Raw genomic sequence first — 17,029 nt, 5'->3', positions numbered from 1 at the left:
GGGGATCCCGTACCGCCCCTTCCGTTTCCGTGTGCCAGCCGTCGTCAGAGCACCTTGGACAGGAACGACTGGGTCCGTTCGTGCTGCGGGTTCGTCAGGACGTCGCGTGGGTTGCCGGACTCGACGACCACGCCGCCGTCCATGAAGACGAGGCTGTCGCCCACCTCGCGGGCGAAGCCCATCTCGTGGGTGACGACGATCATCGTCATGCCGGACTCGGCCAGGTCGCGCATGACGTCGAGGACGTCACCGACCAGCTCCGGGTCCAGGGCCGAGGTCGGCTCGTCGAACAGCATCAGCTTCGGATCCATGGCCAGGGCCCGGGCGATCGCGACGCGCTGCTGCTGGCCGCCGGAGAGCTGCGAGGGGTAGCTGCCGGCCTTGTCGGCCAGGCCCACGCGCTCCAGGAGCTGGCCCGCACGCTCCCGGGCCTGCGCCTTGCCGGCGCCCTTGACCTGGACCGGGGCCTCCATGATGTTGTCCAGCGCCGTCATGTGCGGGAACAGGTTGAAGCGCTGGAAGACCATGCCGATGTCCCGGCGCTTGAGCGCGACCTCGCTGTCCTTCAGCTCGTACAGCTTGTCGCCCTTCTGGCGGTAGCCGACCAGCTCCCCGTCGACGTAGAGACGTCCCGCGTTGACCTTCTCCAGGTGGTTGATGCACCTGAGGAACGTCGACTTGCCCGAGCCGGAGGGGCCGATGAGGCAGAAGACCTCGCGGGGCTTCACTTCGAGGTCGATGCCCTTGAGGACCTCGACGTGGCCGAAGGACTTGTGGACGCCCTCGGCCTTCACCATCGGCGTACCGGAGTCCGCCTTGGTCACATTGGGGGTCATGCGTTGGCCCCTCCCCCCGAGCGGTTGGACAGTGACAGCATGTTCGCCTTGATCTTCTGGAACGGCGTGGCCGGGAGCGAACGGCTGGAACCGCGCGCGTAGTACCGCTCGACGTAGTACTGGCCGACGCTGAGGACCGAGGTGAGGATCAGATACCAGGCCGCGGCGAGGAAGTACATCTCCACCGGGGCGCCGGACGTCTGCCCGATGTCCTGGGCGTAGCGGAACAGTTCGGCGAACTGGACCACCGACACCAGTGAGGTCGTCTTCAGCATGTTGATGACCTCGTTGCCCGTGGGGGGCACGATCACGCGCATCGCCTGCGGGATGACGATCCGGCGCAGGGTCTTGGTGTGGCTCATGCCCAGGGCGTGCGAGGCCTCGGTCTGGCCCTCGTCGACCGACAGGAGGCCGGCGCGGCAGATCTCCGCCATGTAGGCGGCCTCGTTCAGGCCCAGGCCCAGCAGCGCCGTCAGCAGCGGCGTCATGAAGCTGGACCAGTAGTCCTTGTAGATCGGACCGAGGTTGATGTACGTGAAGACCAGGCCCAGGTTGAACCAGACCACGAGCTGGACCAGGACCGGGGTGCCGCGGAAGAACCAGATGTAGAACCAGGCGATGGTCGAGACCACCGGGTTCTTCGACAGCCGCATGACGGCGAGCAGGATGCCGCCGAAGATGCCGATCAGCATCGAGAGGACCGTCAGGAGCAGGGTCTTGCCGACGCCCGTCATGATCCGGTCGTCGAAGAAGTAGTCCGGTACGGCGCCCCAGTTGATGTTGCCCTGGGCGAACGCGGAGACGATCGCGACGAAGAGCGCGATCGCGACGACGGCCGAGACGTACCGCCCGTAGTGCCGGACCGGGATGGCCTTGATGGCCTCCGGTCCGGCCGGGGGAGTGTCCGCCGGTCCTGTCGTCTTGTCGATGTCAACAGTCACGGGTGTTGCCTTTCAGTGCCCGTAGCTTCCGTGAGCCTTGGGTCACTTTCCGCCGTTGACGGTCGCCGAGGTCACGGCGCCGGCCTCGACGCCCCACTTGGCGACGATCTTGCCGTACTCGCCGTTCTTGATGATCGCGTCGAGCGCGGCCACCAGGGCGTCCCGCAGCTGCGTGTTCGCCTTGGCGACCGCGATGCCGTACGGAGCCGCCTCGACCTGCTCCCCGACGACCTCGAAGTCGTTGCCGCCGCCCGAGGTCTTCACCGCGTACGCCGTGACCGGGAAGTCGGAGGAGCCGGCGTCCGCGCCGCCCGCGCGCACCCGGGTCTGGGCCTGCTGGTCGTTGTCGTACGGCTCGATGGCGATCTTCTTGCCGCCCGTGCACTTCGCCGACTCGGCCTTGGCGAGGTCCTCGGAGACCGTGGCGCGCTGCACCGCGATCTTCTTGCCGCAGAGGTCGGACCAGCTCTTGATGCCCTGGTCGTTGCCCTTCTTGGTGTAGATCGAGACACCGGCGGTGAAGTAGTCGACGAAGTCGACGCCCTCGCCGACCTTCTTGCCGTTCTCGGTGCCCTCCTGGCGGTCCTTGGTGTCGGTCATCGCGGACATGGCGATGTCGTACCGCTTGGCGCGCAGACCCGTGACCAGGGTGTCGAAGGTGCCGTTCTGGAAGTCGAACTTCACCCCGAGCTGCTTGCCCATGGCGTCCGCCAGGTCCGGGTCGACGCCGACCGTCTTGCCGGAGTCGTCCTTGAACTCGATCGGCGCGTACGTGATGTCCGAGCCGACCGTGATGACGCCCTTGTCCCGGATCTCCTTGGGGAGCTTGTCGGCCAGCGGGGCCGTGCTCGTCGAGGCGCTGGCCGAGCCGTTGTCCTTGTCCTTGGTCTGGTCACCGCATCCGGTGAGCAGCAGTGCGCCCGCGACCGCGATCGCACCGACCGCGGCTAGCCGGTTCTGCGCGGCGGTCGTACGAAGGGTGGAGCTTGCGGTCATGATGAAATCCTCCGGCGAATGGATGGTGTGCCATTGGGGGCCGGCGCCCACCCAGGTGGGGCGGACAGTGCCGGCGGGTCTACGGGTGCACACGTCTTTGAGTGTCGAGACCTTGTGTGATTAGGGCATCTTGCCATTCGGACTTGGGCATTCATGCGACCGGCTATGTCAAAATCGGATAACGGGTGACCCCCGGACAGCGTCAGGCCGGTGCATCAGAGCCGGACTTCCCGGACTTTCTGCGGGAATCATTCGTTCAAGCAGGAAGATCTCCGGCGTATCTCGCCAGGTGAGAGGCTGTTGCATCCGCACGTGGGGACGGATTGCGGATGGATGACGACCACGTACGGCCGTACGAGGAGTCCGTCCTCCGGCTCGTTGGATCATGTCCGGCTATGCGGGTATGTCTGCCGATGAGTCGTGTCAGCGCCGTGTGACCTTCGCGCCATGGGGTCGTCGTCGGTGTCCTCCGTCCGGTAAGAAGGTTCTTTACACCCCTCATCCGGGGCTCAGGGCGCGTGTGCGGCGCGCCCGTCGCGCTCGTGCCCGTGCGCATCACTCACCGGGGCCTTGCGCGGTGCCCGCCCACCCCTCACCAGGAGTGGTCACCCTCCAACCTTGAAGACTTAAGGGGTACAACAAAGTGGCAGCGGAGATCGTCAATCCTCGCAGCGACACCGACGGCGATGCCGGACAGGGTGAAGGGGTGGAGTCCCTCGGTTCTCTCGACTCCCTCGACTCCTTCGATCCGGCGTTCGCCCTGCACCGGGGCGGCAAGATGGCCGTGCAGGCCACCGTGCCCATCCGCGACAAGGACGACCTGTCCCTCGCGTACACACCCGGAGTGGCCCGGGTGTGCACCGCCATCGCCGAGCAGCCCGAACTCGTCAACGACTACACGTGGAAGTCGTCCGTCGTGGCGGTCGTGACGGACGGTACGGCGGTGCTCGGACTCGGGGACATCGGCCCCGAGGCCTCCCTTCCGGTGATGGAGGGCAAGGCGATCCTGTTCAAGCAGTTCGGCGGCGTGGACGCGGTGCCGATCGCGCTGGCCTGCACGGGTGTGGACGAGATCGTCGAGACGGTCGTCCGGCTGGCGCCGTCCTTCGGTGGGATCAACCTGGAGGACATCTCGGCGCCGCGGTGCTTCGAGATCGAGCGACAGCTCCAGGAGCGGCTGGACATCCCCGTCTTCCACGACGACCAGCACGGCACGGCGGTCGTGACGCTGGCGGCCCTGCGCAACGCCGCGCGGCTGACCGGGCGCGAGCTCGGGGATCTGCGCGGTGTGATCTCGGGAGCGGGTGCGGCGGGTGTCGCCATCGCCAAGTTCTTGTTGGAGGCGGGGCTCGGCGATGTCGCCGTCGCCGACCGCAAGGGCATCGTCTCGGCGGACCGGGACGACCTCACGCCGGTCAAGCGCGAGCTGGCCGAGCTGACGAACAAGGCGGGGCTGACGGGGTCGCTGGAGGCGGCGCTGTCCGGCGCCGACGTCTTCATCGGGGTCTCCGGCGGTACGGTCCCGGAGGCGGCGGTGGCTTCGATGGCCAAGGGCGCGTTCGTGTTCGCCATGGCCAACCCGGACCCCGAGGTGCACCCCGACGTGGCGCACAAGTACGCGGCGGTCGTGGCGACGGGGCGCTCGGACTTCCCGAACCAGATCAACAACGTGCTGGCGTTCCCGGGGATCTTCGCGGGGGCGCTCCAGGTGCGGGCGTCCCGGATCACGGAGGGCATGAAGATCGCGGCGGCGGACGCGCTCGCGGCTGTCGTCGGTGAGGATCTGGCCGCCGACTACGTGATTCCGTCGCCGTTCGACGCGCGGGTCGCTCCGGCGGTGACCGCGGCGGTCGCGGCGGCGGCCCGTGCGGAGGGTGTCGCGCGGCGCTGAGGGTTTGTTGTTTCCTCGCCCCCGCCGCCCCTACCCGTCCCATCCCTGGGGGCTGCGCCCCCAGACCCCCGCTACGGCCCTGAACGGGCCTTGTCCTCAAACGCCGGAGGGGCTGAAAATCAGCCCCTCCGGCGTTTGAGAAGGGCGCGTGTCACAGCGTCGTACCGTTCCCCCGGTACCGGCGGGGACCCTATCGTCGAGGGCATGTTCGCTGCCTACGCCGCTCGTATCGATCCCGACCATCCGCTCGACGGGCTGGAGTTGGGTGATCGCCCCGGCCCCGAGGCCCGCCCGGGCTGGGCGACGGTCGATGTCAGGGCCGCTTCCCTCAACCACCACGACCTGTGGTCCTTGCGCGGGGTCGGGCTCCCCGAGGACCGGCTGCCGATGATCCTCGGCTGTGACGCCGCCGGTGTCGACGCGGACGGTAACGAGGTCGTCCTGCACTCCGTCATCGGCCAGACGGGGCACGGCGTCGGCCCCAAGGAACCCCGTTCCATCCTCACCGAGCGCTATCAGGGCACCTTCGCCGAGCAGGTCGCCGTACCGGTGTGGAACATCCTGCCCAAGCCCAAGGAGCTCTCCTTCGCGGAGGCCGCCTGTCTGCCCACGGCCTGGCTGACGGCGTACCGCATGCTCTTCACCAACGCGGGCGTACGCCCCGGCGACTCGGTGCTCGTGCAGGGCGCCGGCGGTGGTGTCGCGACCGCCGCGATCGTGCTCGGCAAGGCGGCGGGCCTGCGGGTGTTCGCCACCAGCCGGGACGAGGCCAAGCGGAAGCGGGCGCTGGAGCTGGGCGCCGTGGAGGCGGTGGAGTCGGGGGCGCGGCTGCCGCAGCGCGTGGACGCCGTCATCGAGACCGTCGGGGCGGCCACATGGTCGCACTCGGTCAAGTCACTGCGGCCCGGCGGCACGCTCGTCATCTCGGGCGCCACCAGCGGAGACCGCCCCTCGCACGCCGAACTGACCCGCATCTTCTTCCTCGAACTCAAAGTCGTCGGCTCGACGATGGGCACGAAGGACGAGCTGGAGGACCTGCTGTCGTTCTGCGCCGCCACCGGCGTACGCCCCGTGATCGACGAGGTGCTCCCGCTGGACCGGGCCCGTGAGGGCTTCGAACGCCTGGAATCCGGCGACCAGTTCGGCAAGATCGTCCTCACCATGTCCTGACGCCTGTGGCGTACATGTTCGTGTCTGCGGCGGGTCCGGTTTCCGGGCCCGCCGTTCGCGCGTTCGGGGCACCCTCCGGCGTCAACTGGGGTTGACAAGAGAAGTGATGTCAACCTACGTTGACATCATGACCGAAGCAACAGATCTCGCCGAGCGCGCGGGCGACCGCGACCCGCGGATCGGACTGCGGGCCGTCTCCGCACTGCGGAAGCTGGTCGAGCAGTTGGAGGCCGTGCAGGTGCGCGGTGCGCGCAATCAGGGCTGGTCGTGGCAGGAGATCGCCGCGGAACTCGGTGTCACCAGGCAGGCCGTGCACAAGAAATACGGGAGGCAGTGATGTTCGAACGGTTCACGAGCGATGCGCGCGCCGTGGTCAAGGGCGCCGCCGAGCACGCCGAGCACGCCGGCAGCCGGTCCGTCGACGCCGAGCACCTGCTGCTCGCGCTGCTCGACCGGGAGGCGAGCCGGGCCTCCTTCGCGCTGGCCTCGCTCGGCCTCGCCGACCGCAAGGAGTCGGTGCGGGCCGCCCTGGGCGACGCCCGGCGCCGCGCCGGGCTGTCCCAGGCCGAGGCCGACGCCCTCGCCGGGCTCGGTATCGACGTGTCCGACCTCGTCTCCCGGGTCGAGGAGGTGCACGGTGTCGGCGCGATGTCCGGCGACCGCAGGCACAGGGGGTGGCGGTCGGGGCGTCCCATCTTTGGTCGGGAGCCCAAGAAGGTGCTGGAGGGCTGCCTGCGCATCGCGATGGCCCACGGTGACCGCCGTATCGGCGACGAGCACATCCTCCTCGCCCTCGCCGCCCGCCCCGGCGTACCGTCCGAGGTCCTCGCCGATCAGGGAGTCACGTACGAGGGCCTGAGCCGCGTCCTGTACGGCGGGGGTGAGGCGAAGGCCGGCTGACCCTCGCCCCGGGGCAGTAGCGGCCGGTTCACTTGCCGGGTGTCCGCAGCGCCGCCCCCACCTGTGCCGCCACCGCTGACAAGTGGCGGCGGATTTCGTGGAGTTGGGGCTCCGTGACGCCGTGGTCGCGGGCCGTGTCGCGGATGTCGTCGCGGAAGCGGTCGAGGAGGCGGTCCAGGTCGCGGGCCGGGTTGCCGGTGGAGTCCTCGTGGGCCCAGGTCGGTTCGTAGCCGGCCGGGAAGTCCGGGGGAGTGTCCGCGTACTCCGGGTACTCCGGTTCCGTCGACGTGGGTGTGGGTGTGGTGGGGGGCGTGGTGGTGCCGGGGCGGGTGAAGCCGAAGTCCTTGCCCAGGCCCCTGCCGATGTCCTTGCCGAAGTCCTTTCCGAACTCGCCGAACTCCTTGGCCAGTTCGGTCAGACCCTCCCGGACCCCCGTCGGCCAGTCGCCCCTCGTGAAGTGGTCCTGGACCTGTTCCTGGACGCGCTTGGCGATGCGCTGCACCTCCTCCTGGGCCTGGGCGCGGGCGTGGTCCTGGGCGTCCTTGGCCTGGCGCCTGGCCCGCTGGGCCTCCTCGCGGGCCCGGCGGCTCTCGTCCTTCGCGCGCCGCGCCTGCTCCTTCCACTCCTGCTTGACGCGCCGCATCTCCTCCTTCGCGGCGCGCCATGCTTCCGAGTTGCCGATGTCCGTGAAGTCCCCGGGGTCCCCGGAAGCGCCGTTCTGCGGGGCTCCGGGGCCTCTGCGGGCCTCGCTCGCCGCCGCGCGCACCTCCCGGCGCAGGTCGCCCGCCGCGCCCCGGACGTCGGCCCGGATCTCGGCGGCGAGTTCGGCGACCGACTCGCGGATCTCCAGTTCCAGGTCGGCCAGTTCACCGCTGCGGTCGGCCAGTTCGGCGCGGCCCGCGTCCGTGATGGCGTACACCTTGCGGCCGCCCTCGGTGGTGTGGGTGACCAGGCCCTCGGTCTCGAGTTTGGCGAGGCGGGGGTACACGGTGCCCGCCGACGGCGCGTACAGCCCCTGGAAGCGTTCCTCCAGGAGGCGGATCACCTCGTAGCCGTGGCGGGGGGCCTCGTCCAGCAGCCTCAGCAGGTAGAGGCGAAGGCGGCCGTGGGCGAAGACGGGAGCCATGTCAGAGCACCTTCTTGTTCGTCGGGCCGGAGCCGGTGGAGGCGGTGGAGTCGGCCGGCTCGTCCTCCCGCTGGGGGCGGCGGAGCAGGGCGATCGAGCCGGAAACCGTCGTCGCCCGCAGCTTGCCCGTGCCCGCGCCCAGGCGGCCCGTGACGCGGTGGGCGCCCCACTGGCCGTGGACGCGGAGGCCGTCGAAGGCGTTCGAGATCGTGCCGCTCGCGGTGTTCGCCTCCACCTCGGCGTCCGCCGGATGAGGGAGCCGGATGGCGATCTCCCCCGAGACGTTCGTCAGCCGCACGTCCGTCGGGCCCTCCGGGTCGAGGTCGACGATCATGGAGCCGCTCACCGACTCCGCGCGCACGGAGGGGCCGGAGCCCTCGACGACGGTGAGATCGCCGGAGACGGAGTTGAAGCGCAGGTCGCCCGTGACCGCCTGGGCCTCCAGGCTGCCCGAGACCGTGTCGGCGCGGACCGGGCCGGCGAGCCCGACGAGTGTCGTGTCGCCGGTGACGCCCTTGACCACCGTCGGCCCGTCGACCCCCGAGACCACGGCGCCCGCGCCGACCACGCCCACCTCGACGCGCGTGTCGGCCGGGACGGCCAGGGACACCACCACGTTGCGGCGCCAGCCCTTGCGGTCCAGCCACTTGAGGAAGCCCTTCCAGGGAAGGTCCTCGTACGCCACCGTCAGGACGCCGTCCTCCTGGGTCACCACCAGGGGTGGGCCCTCGATCTCGGAGACCTCCAGGCGGGCGGAACCGTCGTCGGTCCCCACCACGTTCACCGTGCCGTCGACGATGCGTACGTGCAGACGCGTGACGGGCTCGTCGAAGGTGAGCTTGCCGGGTTCTTTGACGAACCACTCGGACGCGGTGGACGACGTGCTGGACATGGTGCGGACCCCCTTGGCGAACGAAACAGGAGCGGAACGGGAGCGGGACAGGAAGGCACAGGACAGGACGCGACGCGCCATATCGCGTCTCCGTTAATCACGATATATCGCGGTCACGGAAAGTCAAGACACCCGTTCCGGGGATCATCAACCGCTCGAAGTGGACGAACCGGTCCGGGCTGCTCGCCCTGCCGACTACTCGTCGTCCTCGTCGTCCAGCCGTGCCAGCCAGGTCGCCAGGCGCTCCACCGGTACCTCGAAGTCGGGATTGAGGTCGACGAAGGTCCGCAGCTGCTCGGCGAGCCACTCGAAGGTGACCTCCTCCTCGCCGCGCCGCTTCTCCAGCTCTTCGATGCCTCGGTCGGTGAAGTACACGGGTGTTCTCCTGGGGGACGGTTGTCGTTGTCCCTCCAGGTTATGCGCACGTATCCGGGGCCCTGCCTGCCGGAACCTCACTGATCCTCCCCACGCGCGCGTGCTCGCCCAGGCACAATGGCATCACCTGTAGTCACCAGGTTCGGGGGCGCCGTGGAACATCGCAGAATCCAGGAGATCGAACTGCCCGGGGGCGCGACCGTGCTCGCGCGGGTCAGCGTGCTCGACCCGGGGGAATGGCCGGGGCAACTGCCGGGCGCCGCGGACGAGTTCTCGTACGACGACGTCGGCGCCCTCGACCACATGGCGGCGCGTATCGACCAGCTGAACGAGCTGGTGCGGGGCGTCGGCAGTGCCGTCCTCGAAGCGGCGCGGGCGGTGCGGCCCGACGAGGTCAGCGCCACCTTCGGGGTCGAACTGGCCGTCAAGCCGGGCAAGGCCGTCGCCCTGCTCGCCGACGGGGAGGCCAAGGCGGCGCTGTCCATCACCCTCACCTGGCGGGGGGACAGCGACCCCACATGACCGCGGCCAAGCTCGACGCCCTGGTGGTGCGAGCCACCGTACGGATCGGGCCCGACGACGAACCGGGCACCCTGTGGGGCAGCGGCTTCTTCGTCGCACCCGGATGGGTACTGACCTGCCGGCACATCCTGCCCCCGAAGGACGGCCCGGAGGGCGTGGGCTCCTTACGGGTCCAGGGCTACGACGGGCTCGACGTACGGGCCCGGCCGGCCTACTGGCTCGGCGGCGGCACGGACCCCGAACAGGATCTCCTGCTCATCCGGTTGACGGAAAACGCCGTCCACGCGTGCGTGCGGCTCACCGACCGCTACGACCCTCCCCTCTCCGTCGCCGCGTACGGCTGGCGCACCCCCGCGGGCGGCGCTCCCCAGCGCTGGAGCGGACAGACCGAGTGCAACGGCAAGGACGGCGGCTACGGACTGACGCTCGCGCCCCTGGTCGAGATCCCGCACGGCGCCTCCGGCGGGCCGCTGCTCGACCGTGAACGCGGCCTGGTCGCCGGGGTCGTCAAGGCGCGCCGCGCGCAGCGGGACGGCGGGCTGGCCGTCGCCGCCACCGCGCTGCGCGGCTTCCGGCGGGCGGTGCCCGTGGGGGAGGAGAACGGACTCGGGACCGACCCCTACGCGGCGCTGATCCGAGCCCACGACACCTGGCACCGCAAGGCCGCCGGGGCCGCGTCCTGGGTGAAGGCGCAGGCCGGGGCAGGCACCGGCGGCGAGCGCAGCTGGGGGCCGCGGGACAGCGCCGACGCCTCCGCGCTGCTCGCCGGGCTGCCCGAGCCGCGCTCGCCGGGCGAGTTACAGGCCCTGATCGAGCGCGTTCTCGGCGACGAACCGCTGTGGGAGGAAGAGGTCGCCCCGCGCGACTGGCGGGACGGACACGGCTGGCTGTACGACCATCCGGAGGGCGCCGACGTCGTGGCGCTGCACTATCTGCGGGTCGTCGCCCAGGTGTGCGGGACACGGGCGCCGGATGCCGCCGCCGAGCTGGAGCATTGGGTCGAGCAGCGCGCCGAGGGACTGCCCGGCCATCTGCGGGCCCTCCTCATGGGCGTGGTGGCCGGTGCGCCCGCGCCGTGGAGCAGCGCCGGCACGGACAGCGGCACGGACCTCGGAGCGGGGGACGACCTGCTGACCGACCCGCGGATCGACGACTGGCCCAGAAACCGCTGCACCGACCAGGCGGACGGCATCGACGCGGTGGACGACACGGACGGGCCCGTCGTCGCCGTCGAGCTGGAGCCCGACCTGTTCAGGCCGCACGACCGCTTCCACTGGCGGATCTGGACCTGGACCGGCGGCCCGGAGACCGTGCGGGCCGAGGACGAGGGCTCCGACGGCGAGGGCGCCTCGCTCGCCGACCTGCCGTACCTGCTGAACGAGCCGCTGGCCCGTACCTTCGGCCGGCTCGACAGCGGGCGCCGGGCCCGGCTCGAACTCGCCGTGCCCGTCGAGCACTTCGGGGTCGACGCCCATCTGTGGCGGCCGGGGCCGGTCGTCCGCAGTCTCCGGCCGCACCCCGCCGAGCGGCCCTTCGGGGTGCACCGGCAGGTCGTGGTGCGCTGTCTGAAGCGGCGCGGAGAGCCCACGTCCGTCTGGCGTGAGCGGTGGCGCGCGGTCGCCGAGGGCGAGCCCAAGGCGCTGCCCGTGATCTCCGACGCCTACGCGGGCCAGGCCCTCGGCGAGGCGCCCCCGGGCGCGGTCCCCGTGCTGTGCCGGCCGCCCGCCGAGAGCACCGGGCCGCTGTCGCAGGCGGTCGCCGCCGGATACGGCGTGATCCTCTGGAACCTCCAGGCCGAGCACACGCACGGCTGCGACGCCGACTGCGGCGAACTGCATGACCGTACGGCGGAGTTGCTCAGCTCGGCGGGCCGCGCCACCGCCCTGCCGGAACGGCTGCGCGCCCTGCGTGAACGGGTCAGCGAGGCCGACCCCGACGCCGACTGGGCCGAACACCTGGCCCTTCTCTACGACGACCCGCGGCGCCCGATCCCGCACTGCGACGACCTGCTGGAGTCCCCTTGACGACCGCGACCGACACTCCCGAACCGGACTGGTACATCTACCGGGGTGCCGGGCAACCGCACGACGGGATCGGCCGGTTGCCCGCCCCGCCGCCCTGGCGCGACTTCGACGGCGAGCCCGGCGACACCGTCGTCCCGCCGCTCGGCACCGAGTCGACGCGGCGGCTCGGCGGCCGGAGCGGGCGGGGCATCGCCTGGCGGCCGGAGCAACTGGAGCTGATCAACGCGGCGTTGTACCTGCGCCGCCCGCTCCTCGTGACCGGCGACCCCGGCTCCGGGAAATCCACCCTCGCCCACGCCCTCGCCCACGAACTGGGCCTCGGCCGGGTCCTCCAGTGGCCCATCGTGAGCCGTACGACCCTGCGCGACGGCCTCTATACGTACGACGCCATCGCCCGTCTCCAGGACACCCAGATGGCGAAGGTGCGCGGCGTGGCGCGAACGGGGGCGCACCCACCGGTCCAACTCCCGCCGCCCACCGAGGACATCGGCGACTATCTGCGGCTCGGCCCGCTCGGGACGGCACTTCTGCCGTACGAACGTCCGCGCGTCCTCCTCGTCGACGAGCTCGACAAGAGCGACATCGACCTCCCCAACGACCTGCTGAACGCCCTGGAGGAGGGCGAGTTCAGGATCGCCGAACTCCAGCGCATCGCGGGGCGGCAGACGGACGTCGAGGTGCTCACGGACGACGACGAGCGGGCCGTGGTGAAGGGCGGGCGCGTCCGCTGCAAGGCCTTCCCGATCGTCGTGATGACGAGCAACGGCGAACGCGACTTCCCCGCCCCGCTGTTGCGTCGCTGTCTGCACCTCGACCTCCCCTCGCCCCGCAACGACGCCTGGGGCAGGGACCGGCTCGACGCGATGGTCGCCGCCCACTTCGGCGAGAACGGTGCTGAAGTCGCGGTCCGCAACGGTGAGTTGATCCGCACCTTCCTCGACTCGGCGCCCGGTTCCCTGCGCGCCGCCGACCAGCTGCTCAACGCCATCTACCTCACCCAGGAGGCCGTACGCGACCGTGAGCCGGACCGGCAGCGGCTCGCCGAGCTGCTGATGCGCCCCCTCGACCACGGCGAGCACGGCCCCGGCGGCGGACCGCGCTGATGGCCTCGCCGGACACGTCCCCCTCGGACGGGCAGCTCGCCGATCTCGCCGAACGGCTCCGGGCCCTCGGCGGAGTCGAGCCGTCCGCACGCGAACTCGCCGAGGCGCTGTGGCTGGCGCGGTTCGTGGGACACGCGGAGCCGCGTCCGGAGGAGGAGCCGACGGGCGGGCTGTCGACGGCGGACGAGGTGCCCGGGTCCGCCGCGGCCCCGGCGACGACCGGCCGTACGCCGCCCGTCACCGAACACCCGGGCCGCCGCCCGGGTTTCAGGCCGCGCCCCGCCGAGCCCGAAAGCACCCGCCTGCACGCCGACCGGCCGGGCGCCGAGGGGACGCCGGACGGCGAACAGGGCGACGCGGACGGCGACTTCGTACGGGTCCGGGTCCCCTCCGCCACCGCGCTGCCGCACCCCCTCGCGCTCCAGCGCGCCCTGCGCCCGCTCCAGCACTACCGCCCGCCCGTCCGCAGCCCCGCCCTGGACCTCGACGAACAGGCCACGGCGGAACAGGCGGCGGAGACCCGCCTCGTCCTCCCCGTCCTGCGCGCGACCACGCGCCGCGAGGCCCGGCTGCGGCTGCTCATGGACGTTTCGACGTCAACCGGTGTGTGGGACACGGCATTTGAGGAGTTGCGACAGCTGTGTGCCGGGCTCGGCGCCTTCCGTGAGGTGGCGGCGCACTACGTCCGCGAGGGCGAGGACGGGCATCTGGTGGCCGCGCCCTCGCGTGCCTTCGACCGGGCGGCGCGGGCGGCGGAGCAGCTGCGCGATCCGACCGGCCGCCAGCTGACCCTCGTACTCAGCGACTGCGCGGGCCCGTTGTGGCGTTCGGGCGCGATGCAGCGGCTCCTCCATCACTGGGGGCGGGCGGCGCCCGTGGCCGTCGTACAGCCGCTGCCCCAGCGCATGTGGCAGCGCACGCATCTGCCCGCCCTCCCCGGCACGCTGCGGCGACGCGAAGGGCTGGGCGCCCACCTGGAGTTCACACCGGCGGACGGTGCCGTACGACCGACAGGAGCCCTGCCTGTACCGGTCCTGTCGCCGACCCGCACGGCGCTCGGGGCGTGGGCGCGGCTCCTCGCCGGCCACACCGGGTCGGCCGTGTCCGCCCCGGCCGCCTGGGTGCGCGCCGACCATCCTGCGTCGCCGCCACGGCCCGAACGGCCGGTCGCGGACCCGGAGTCACTGGTCCGCGCCTTCCGCCGTACGGCGTCCCGCCAGGCCGTGGGGCTGGCCGTGTCCGTCTCGGCCGTACCGCTCACCCTGCCGGTCATGCAGCTCGTCCAACGGGCGATGCATCCTCGCTCGGGGCCGTCCGTACTGGCGGAGGTGCTGCTGAGCGGGCTGCTGGAGCGGGGCGCGGAGGACGGGTGGTACGAGTTCCGGCCCGGGGTGCGGGAGGCGCTGCTGCGGTTGCTGCCGCGCGGCGACGCGATGCTGGTGCTGAAGCACTGCGGCGAGTACGTCGACCGGCACTTCGGGCGCCGGGCGCGTAATTTCCCGGCCCTTGCGCTGGCGCGGATGCGGGGGGACTCCGTCGGTTCGGCGGAGGGGGAAGCGGATCTCGTTCCGGGGGCGTTCGCCGAGGTCGCGGGGGTGGTGGCGCGGCGGTTCGGGGTGGGAGCATCGCGGCTGCGTGAGACCTTCGACGTCTTGTACGCGGAGGAGGACGAGGAGTGGGCGGACTGGGTTTCCCGCCTGCTGGAGTCCCATGGGCAGGCGGCTGTACCGATGCAACTGCACGGCAGTCCAACGGAGTTGTCATACCTTGCACGGGACCGGCCGCCGGGACACCCTGAGCGTGGCAGGCGTGTGCTTCTCCTCGTCGGCCGCTGGCACGCCGGAATCAGTTTCGCCAGTCCATTGGCAGAGGTCTTCGACCTGGAAGGCGACCGGTTGGTCCCGGTCACGGTGACCAGGCCGGAGCCCTTCTCGTGGCTACGGGAGCTTGGTCCGGACGTCGCCCTGTGGGACACCACCGGGGCAGTGGCCGCGAGGCGGCTGCTTACCCGGCTCGGTGTCGAACAGACAGGAGCCCCTGGCTTCGGACAGGGCCCGCGCTATCCAGGGCCTTCGCTGCGAATCCGGAGCGGGGTGCCGGATCCGACCCGCGCGTCCTCCGTGCCGGACAGCGTGATGACGCGTGTGCGGGGACGCCTGGAACAGGGTCGTTGGCCCAGGGTGTGCGCTGTTGTGGGACCGCATGCGGTCGGTAAGACCGATCTCGCCGTCGAGTACGTGAACCGCTACGGCCCTACCTACGACGTCATCTGGTGGGTAGGGAGGCGGAAGACAGAGCAGCAACGTCGGGAGCGGCTGGCGGAGTTGGGGGTCGAGTTCGGGTTGCCGGCGGTTGGGGACGTCGACCAGCGGCTCAGGGATCTGTATCGGGTGCTGGAAGAGACAGCCCTCGAGTGGCTGATCGTCATGGACGACTGGGAAGGTGCGGAGGCCGAGTTCACCCTTCCGGCAGGCGGACATGTGCTGGTCACCTCCCGGGACACCACCTGGCCCGACTCCGGGGACATCGTGTCGCTGTCCCCGGACACCGGCACGGCCGCCCCCGGTAGTGCCGTGGTCAGCCTTCACGCCGGAGGCAAGGCGCTCGGCAGCGGCTTCTTTCTCACGCCGGAGTTGCTCGTCACCTCCGTGGGTGCGGTGGAGGGGCTGTCGCACGACGACCGTGCCCGGATCACTTTTCGCGCATCGAACGGGAGCGGCCATCGCGCCTGGTTTGCCCGCGCGGTGGGGGAGTTGGCCGTGTTGGAGGCGCCCGGCGCAGCCTGTCACCACGCCTGCCTGCGGCTCACGGACGCGCCGGACGTGCTGCCCCAGAAGGTGACGGCGCAGTACGCCACGGGAATCGAGGTCCACTCCTCCCCAACCCGGGTCAGAGGACAGAAGGACACCCACGAACTGGCGCTCATCAGCGCCCCGTCGGGTCCACAGACCGTCGGCGGGCCGGTGATCAGCCGCCGGGACGGTTCCGTCATCGGCGTCGTACTTGAGCCCCCGGCGAAGGACGGCGGGAGGGGCCGGGCGGTCCGGATCGCGGCCCTGCGGGACCTGTGCACGCAGGGCGAGAAGGGCACCGAGCTGTGGCACCGCCTCGTACGCACGCATGACCTGCACCATGCGCGGCGGCGGCCGGAGGACACGGGTGGTCCGTCCGACGGCCGGGCCGAACTCTACGGACTGCTCGCCGAGTTGGAGCCGCCGCAGAATCCGGGCGCAGTGCTGGGCCTGCTCCCGCCGGGCGCCGGGTCTTCGCCGACCACAGAGCCCCGGAGTTGGCGCGACGGCGCCGCACACCTGTACGCGCGCGGAGACGCCGGCGCCGTAGTCGTCTACGTGGCGCGGATCCTCGCCGACCTCGCGGACCGCCGCATCCGGCAGCCCGCCGCGCTGCGCACCTGGGTGCAGCGGGCGGCCGGTGAGGAGCAGCGGCAGGAGGTCCAGCGGGTCCTGGAGACGGCGGACGACTGGCCCGGTTCCTGGGGATGCCGCATCACCGTCGAGGTCGGACCCGAGCGCGCCGGTGCCCACACCTGGTGGCTACGGGCCACGCAGGGAAACCGTCTGCTGCACGAGGCCGAGGCGTCGAAGCCCGTCAGCCTGGACGGACCGGTTCCGCACCTGCGCGACGAACTGAGGCGCGCCCTGGAGCAGGCCGACACCGGCAAGCTGAAGGCGATGGTCGAGTACCGGTTGCCCGACGAACTCCTGTGGCAGCTCGACGTGATGAACTGGCTGCCGGGCGCGGCCCTTCGTACGGAGGCCAATGTGTTCGTCAGCGGCCTGAGCACCGACCGGGTGGCCCTGGAGCTGGAGCGGGTGGAGCGCTGGAACGCCGTACAGAGCGGTCCCCTGCTCGGTCTCCGGCTCCCGGCCTCCCTCGACGACGCCCCGCTGAACGCCGTACCCCTCTGGTGCCGCCACGAAGCCGCTGACGACGACGGGACGGCCGTACTCGACGAGGCGCGGGCCCTCGGCTACCCGCTGGTCCTGTGGAGCCGTCAGGCCGATCACGCGAACTGCGCCACGTTCTACAACCGGGTGGAGCGGGAGTTGCTGCGCGGGTCGGAGAGCGTGCGCGAACTGCTGGCCCGGGTACGGGGGTTGTGGGTCCGCAACGGGATGCGGGAGAAGAACACCGACTGGGTCAGGCACCTGGGCGTCTACTACGACCCACCCGGCCGGGTATGACGAAGGGCCCGGCGCCGGATCTCTCCGGTGCCGGGCCCTTGCCGTACT

Annotated in this window: 14 protein-coding genes; 8 read left to right on the top strand and 6 right to left on the bottom strand. The window is 71.1% G+C overall.

The genetic code is table 11. The annotated features are described in order from the left end of the window. Positions 1-44 precede the first annotated feature (44 nt). Genes ACH4TV_RS09030 through ACH4TV_RS09020 form a run of 3 tightly spaced genes read right to left on the bottom strand, consistent with a single transcriptional unit; the run spans position 45 to position 2,773 of the window. The gene (locus ACH4TV_RS09030) at positions 45-797 is read right to left on the bottom strand and encodes an amino acid ABC transporter ATP-binding protein (protein WP_398396557.1); all 753 of its coding nucleotides are present in this window, start codon (positions 795-797) and stop codon (positions 45-47) included. A gap of 35 nt (positions 798-832) precedes the next feature. Continuing rightward, positions 833-1,777, bottom strand: a complete 945-nt coding sequence (locus tag ACH4TV_RS09025; RefSeq protein WP_398395813.1) for an amino acid ABC transporter permease — start codon at positions 1,775-1,777, stop codon at positions 833-835. Between the two features lie 42 nt (positions 1,778-1,819). Next, positions 1,820-2,773 carry an ABC transporter substrate-binding protein gene (locus ACH4TV_RS09020; RefSeq protein ID WP_398395811.1) on the bottom strand — a complete coding sequence of 318 codons (954 nt, stop codon included), beginning with the start codon at positions 2,771-2,773 and terminating at the stop codon, positions 1,820-1,822. A gap of 643 nt (positions 2,774-3,416) precedes the next feature. On the opposite strand from ACH4TV_RS09020, the gene ACH4TV_RS09015 reads away from it, so the two are divergent. From ACH4TV_RS09015 to ACH4TV_RS09000, 4 genes are all read left to right on the top strand, one after another. Further along, positions 3,417-4,664, top strand: coding sequence for an NADP-dependent malic enzyme (locus tag ACH4TV_RS09015; RefSeq protein ID WP_398395809.1), 1,248 nt, complete (start codon positions 3,417-3,419; stop codon positions 4,662-4,664). Positions 4,665-4,868: 204 nt separating this feature from the next. Then, entirely contained in the window at positions 4,869-5,834 is a 966-nt protein-coding gene (locus ACH4TV_RS09010; RefSeq protein WP_398395807.1) for a zinc-binding dehydrogenase, read from the top strand. Positions 5,835-5,961: 127 nt separating this feature from the next. Continuing rightward, on the top strand, positions 5,962-6,171 hold the full coding sequence (locus tag ACH4TV_RS09005; RefSeq protein WP_398395806.1) for a helix-turn-helix domain-containing protein: 210 nt from the start codon (positions 5,962-5,964) through the stop codon (positions 6,169-6,171). Next, a complete protein-coding gene (locus ACH4TV_RS09000; protein WP_398395804.1) occupies positions 6,171-6,734 on the top strand; it encodes a Clp protease N-terminal domain-containing protein in 564 nt (187 codons plus the stop codon). Before ACH4TV_RS09005 ends, ACH4TV_RS09000 begins: the two co-directional genes overlap by 1 nt. A 28-nt stretch (positions 6,735-6,762) precedes the next feature. Here the strand turns inward: ACH4TV_RS09000 and ACH4TV_RS08995 are convergent, their stop codons facing one another. The 3 genes from ACH4TV_RS08995 to ACH4TV_RS08985 form a co-directional block, all read right to left on the bottom strand. Continuing rightward, the gene (locus ACH4TV_RS08995; RefSeq protein WP_398395802.1) at positions 6,763-7,860 is read right to left on the bottom strand and encodes a helix-turn-helix transcriptional regulator; all 1,098 of its coding nucleotides are present in this window, start codon (positions 7,858-7,860) and stop codon (positions 6,763-6,765) included. A 1-nt stretch (position 7,861) separates the two neighbouring features. Further along, positions 7,862-8,752 carry a DUF4097 family beta strand repeat-containing protein gene (locus ACH4TV_RS08990; protein ID WP_398395800.1) on the bottom strand — a complete coding sequence of 297 codons (891 nt, stop codon included), beginning with the start codon at positions 8,750-8,752 and terminating at the stop codon, positions 7,862-7,864. 195 nt (positions 8,753-8,947) lie between these two features. After that, on the bottom strand, positions 8,948-9,127 hold the full coding sequence (locus ACH4TV_RS08985; RefSeq protein ID WP_003992906.1) for a DUF6104 family protein: 180 nt from the start codon (positions 9,125-9,127) through the stop codon (positions 8,948-8,950). A gap of 153 nt (positions 9,128-9,280) precedes the next feature. On the opposite strand from ACH4TV_RS08985, the gene ACH4TV_RS08980 reads away from it, so the two are divergent. The 4 genes from ACH4TV_RS08980 to ACH4TV_RS08965 are packed head-to-tail and all read left to right on the top strand — an operon-like array spanning position 9,281 to position 16,981. After that, the gene (locus tag ACH4TV_RS08980) at positions 9,281-9,649 is read left to right on the top strand and encodes a CU044_2847 family protein (protein ID WP_398395798.1); all 369 of its coding nucleotides are present in this window, start codon (positions 9,281-9,283) and stop codon (positions 9,647-9,649) included. Next, positions 9,646-11,673 carry a trypsin-like peptidase domain-containing protein gene (locus ACH4TV_RS08975; protein ID WP_398395796.1) on the top strand — a complete coding sequence of 676 codons (2,028 nt, stop codon included), beginning with the start codon at positions 9,646-9,648 and terminating at the stop codon, positions 11,671-11,673. The genes ACH4TV_RS08980 and ACH4TV_RS08975 overlap by 4 nt, the downstream gene beginning before the upstream one ends. After that, on the top strand, positions 11,670-12,776 hold the full coding sequence (locus ACH4TV_RS08970; protein WP_398395794.1) for an AAA family ATPase: 1,107 nt from the start codon (positions 11,670-11,672) through the stop codon (positions 12,774-12,776). The genes ACH4TV_RS08975 and ACH4TV_RS08970 overlap by 4 nt, the downstream gene beginning before the upstream one ends. Beyond that, positions 12,776-16,981 carry an SAV_2336 N-terminal domain-related protein gene (locus ACH4TV_RS08965; protein ID WP_398395792.1) on the top strand — a complete coding sequence of 1,402 codons (4,206 nt, stop codon included), beginning with the start codon at positions 12,776-12,778 and terminating at the stop codon, positions 16,979-16,981. Before ACH4TV_RS08970 ends, ACH4TV_RS08965 begins: the two co-directional genes overlap by 1 nt. The last annotated feature ends 48 nt before the right edge of the window (positions 16,982-17,029 follow it).

It is taken from the genome of Streptomyces sp. NPDC020898 (assembly GCF_044333925.1).
In the GTDB taxonomy this organism is placed as follows: domain Bacteria; phylum Actinomycetota; class Actinomycetes; order Streptomycetales; family Streptomycetaceae; genus Streptomyces.
The sequence above is the reverse complement of the archived record's forward strand: the minus strand, read 5'-3'. Positions and strand labels throughout refer to the sequence as shown.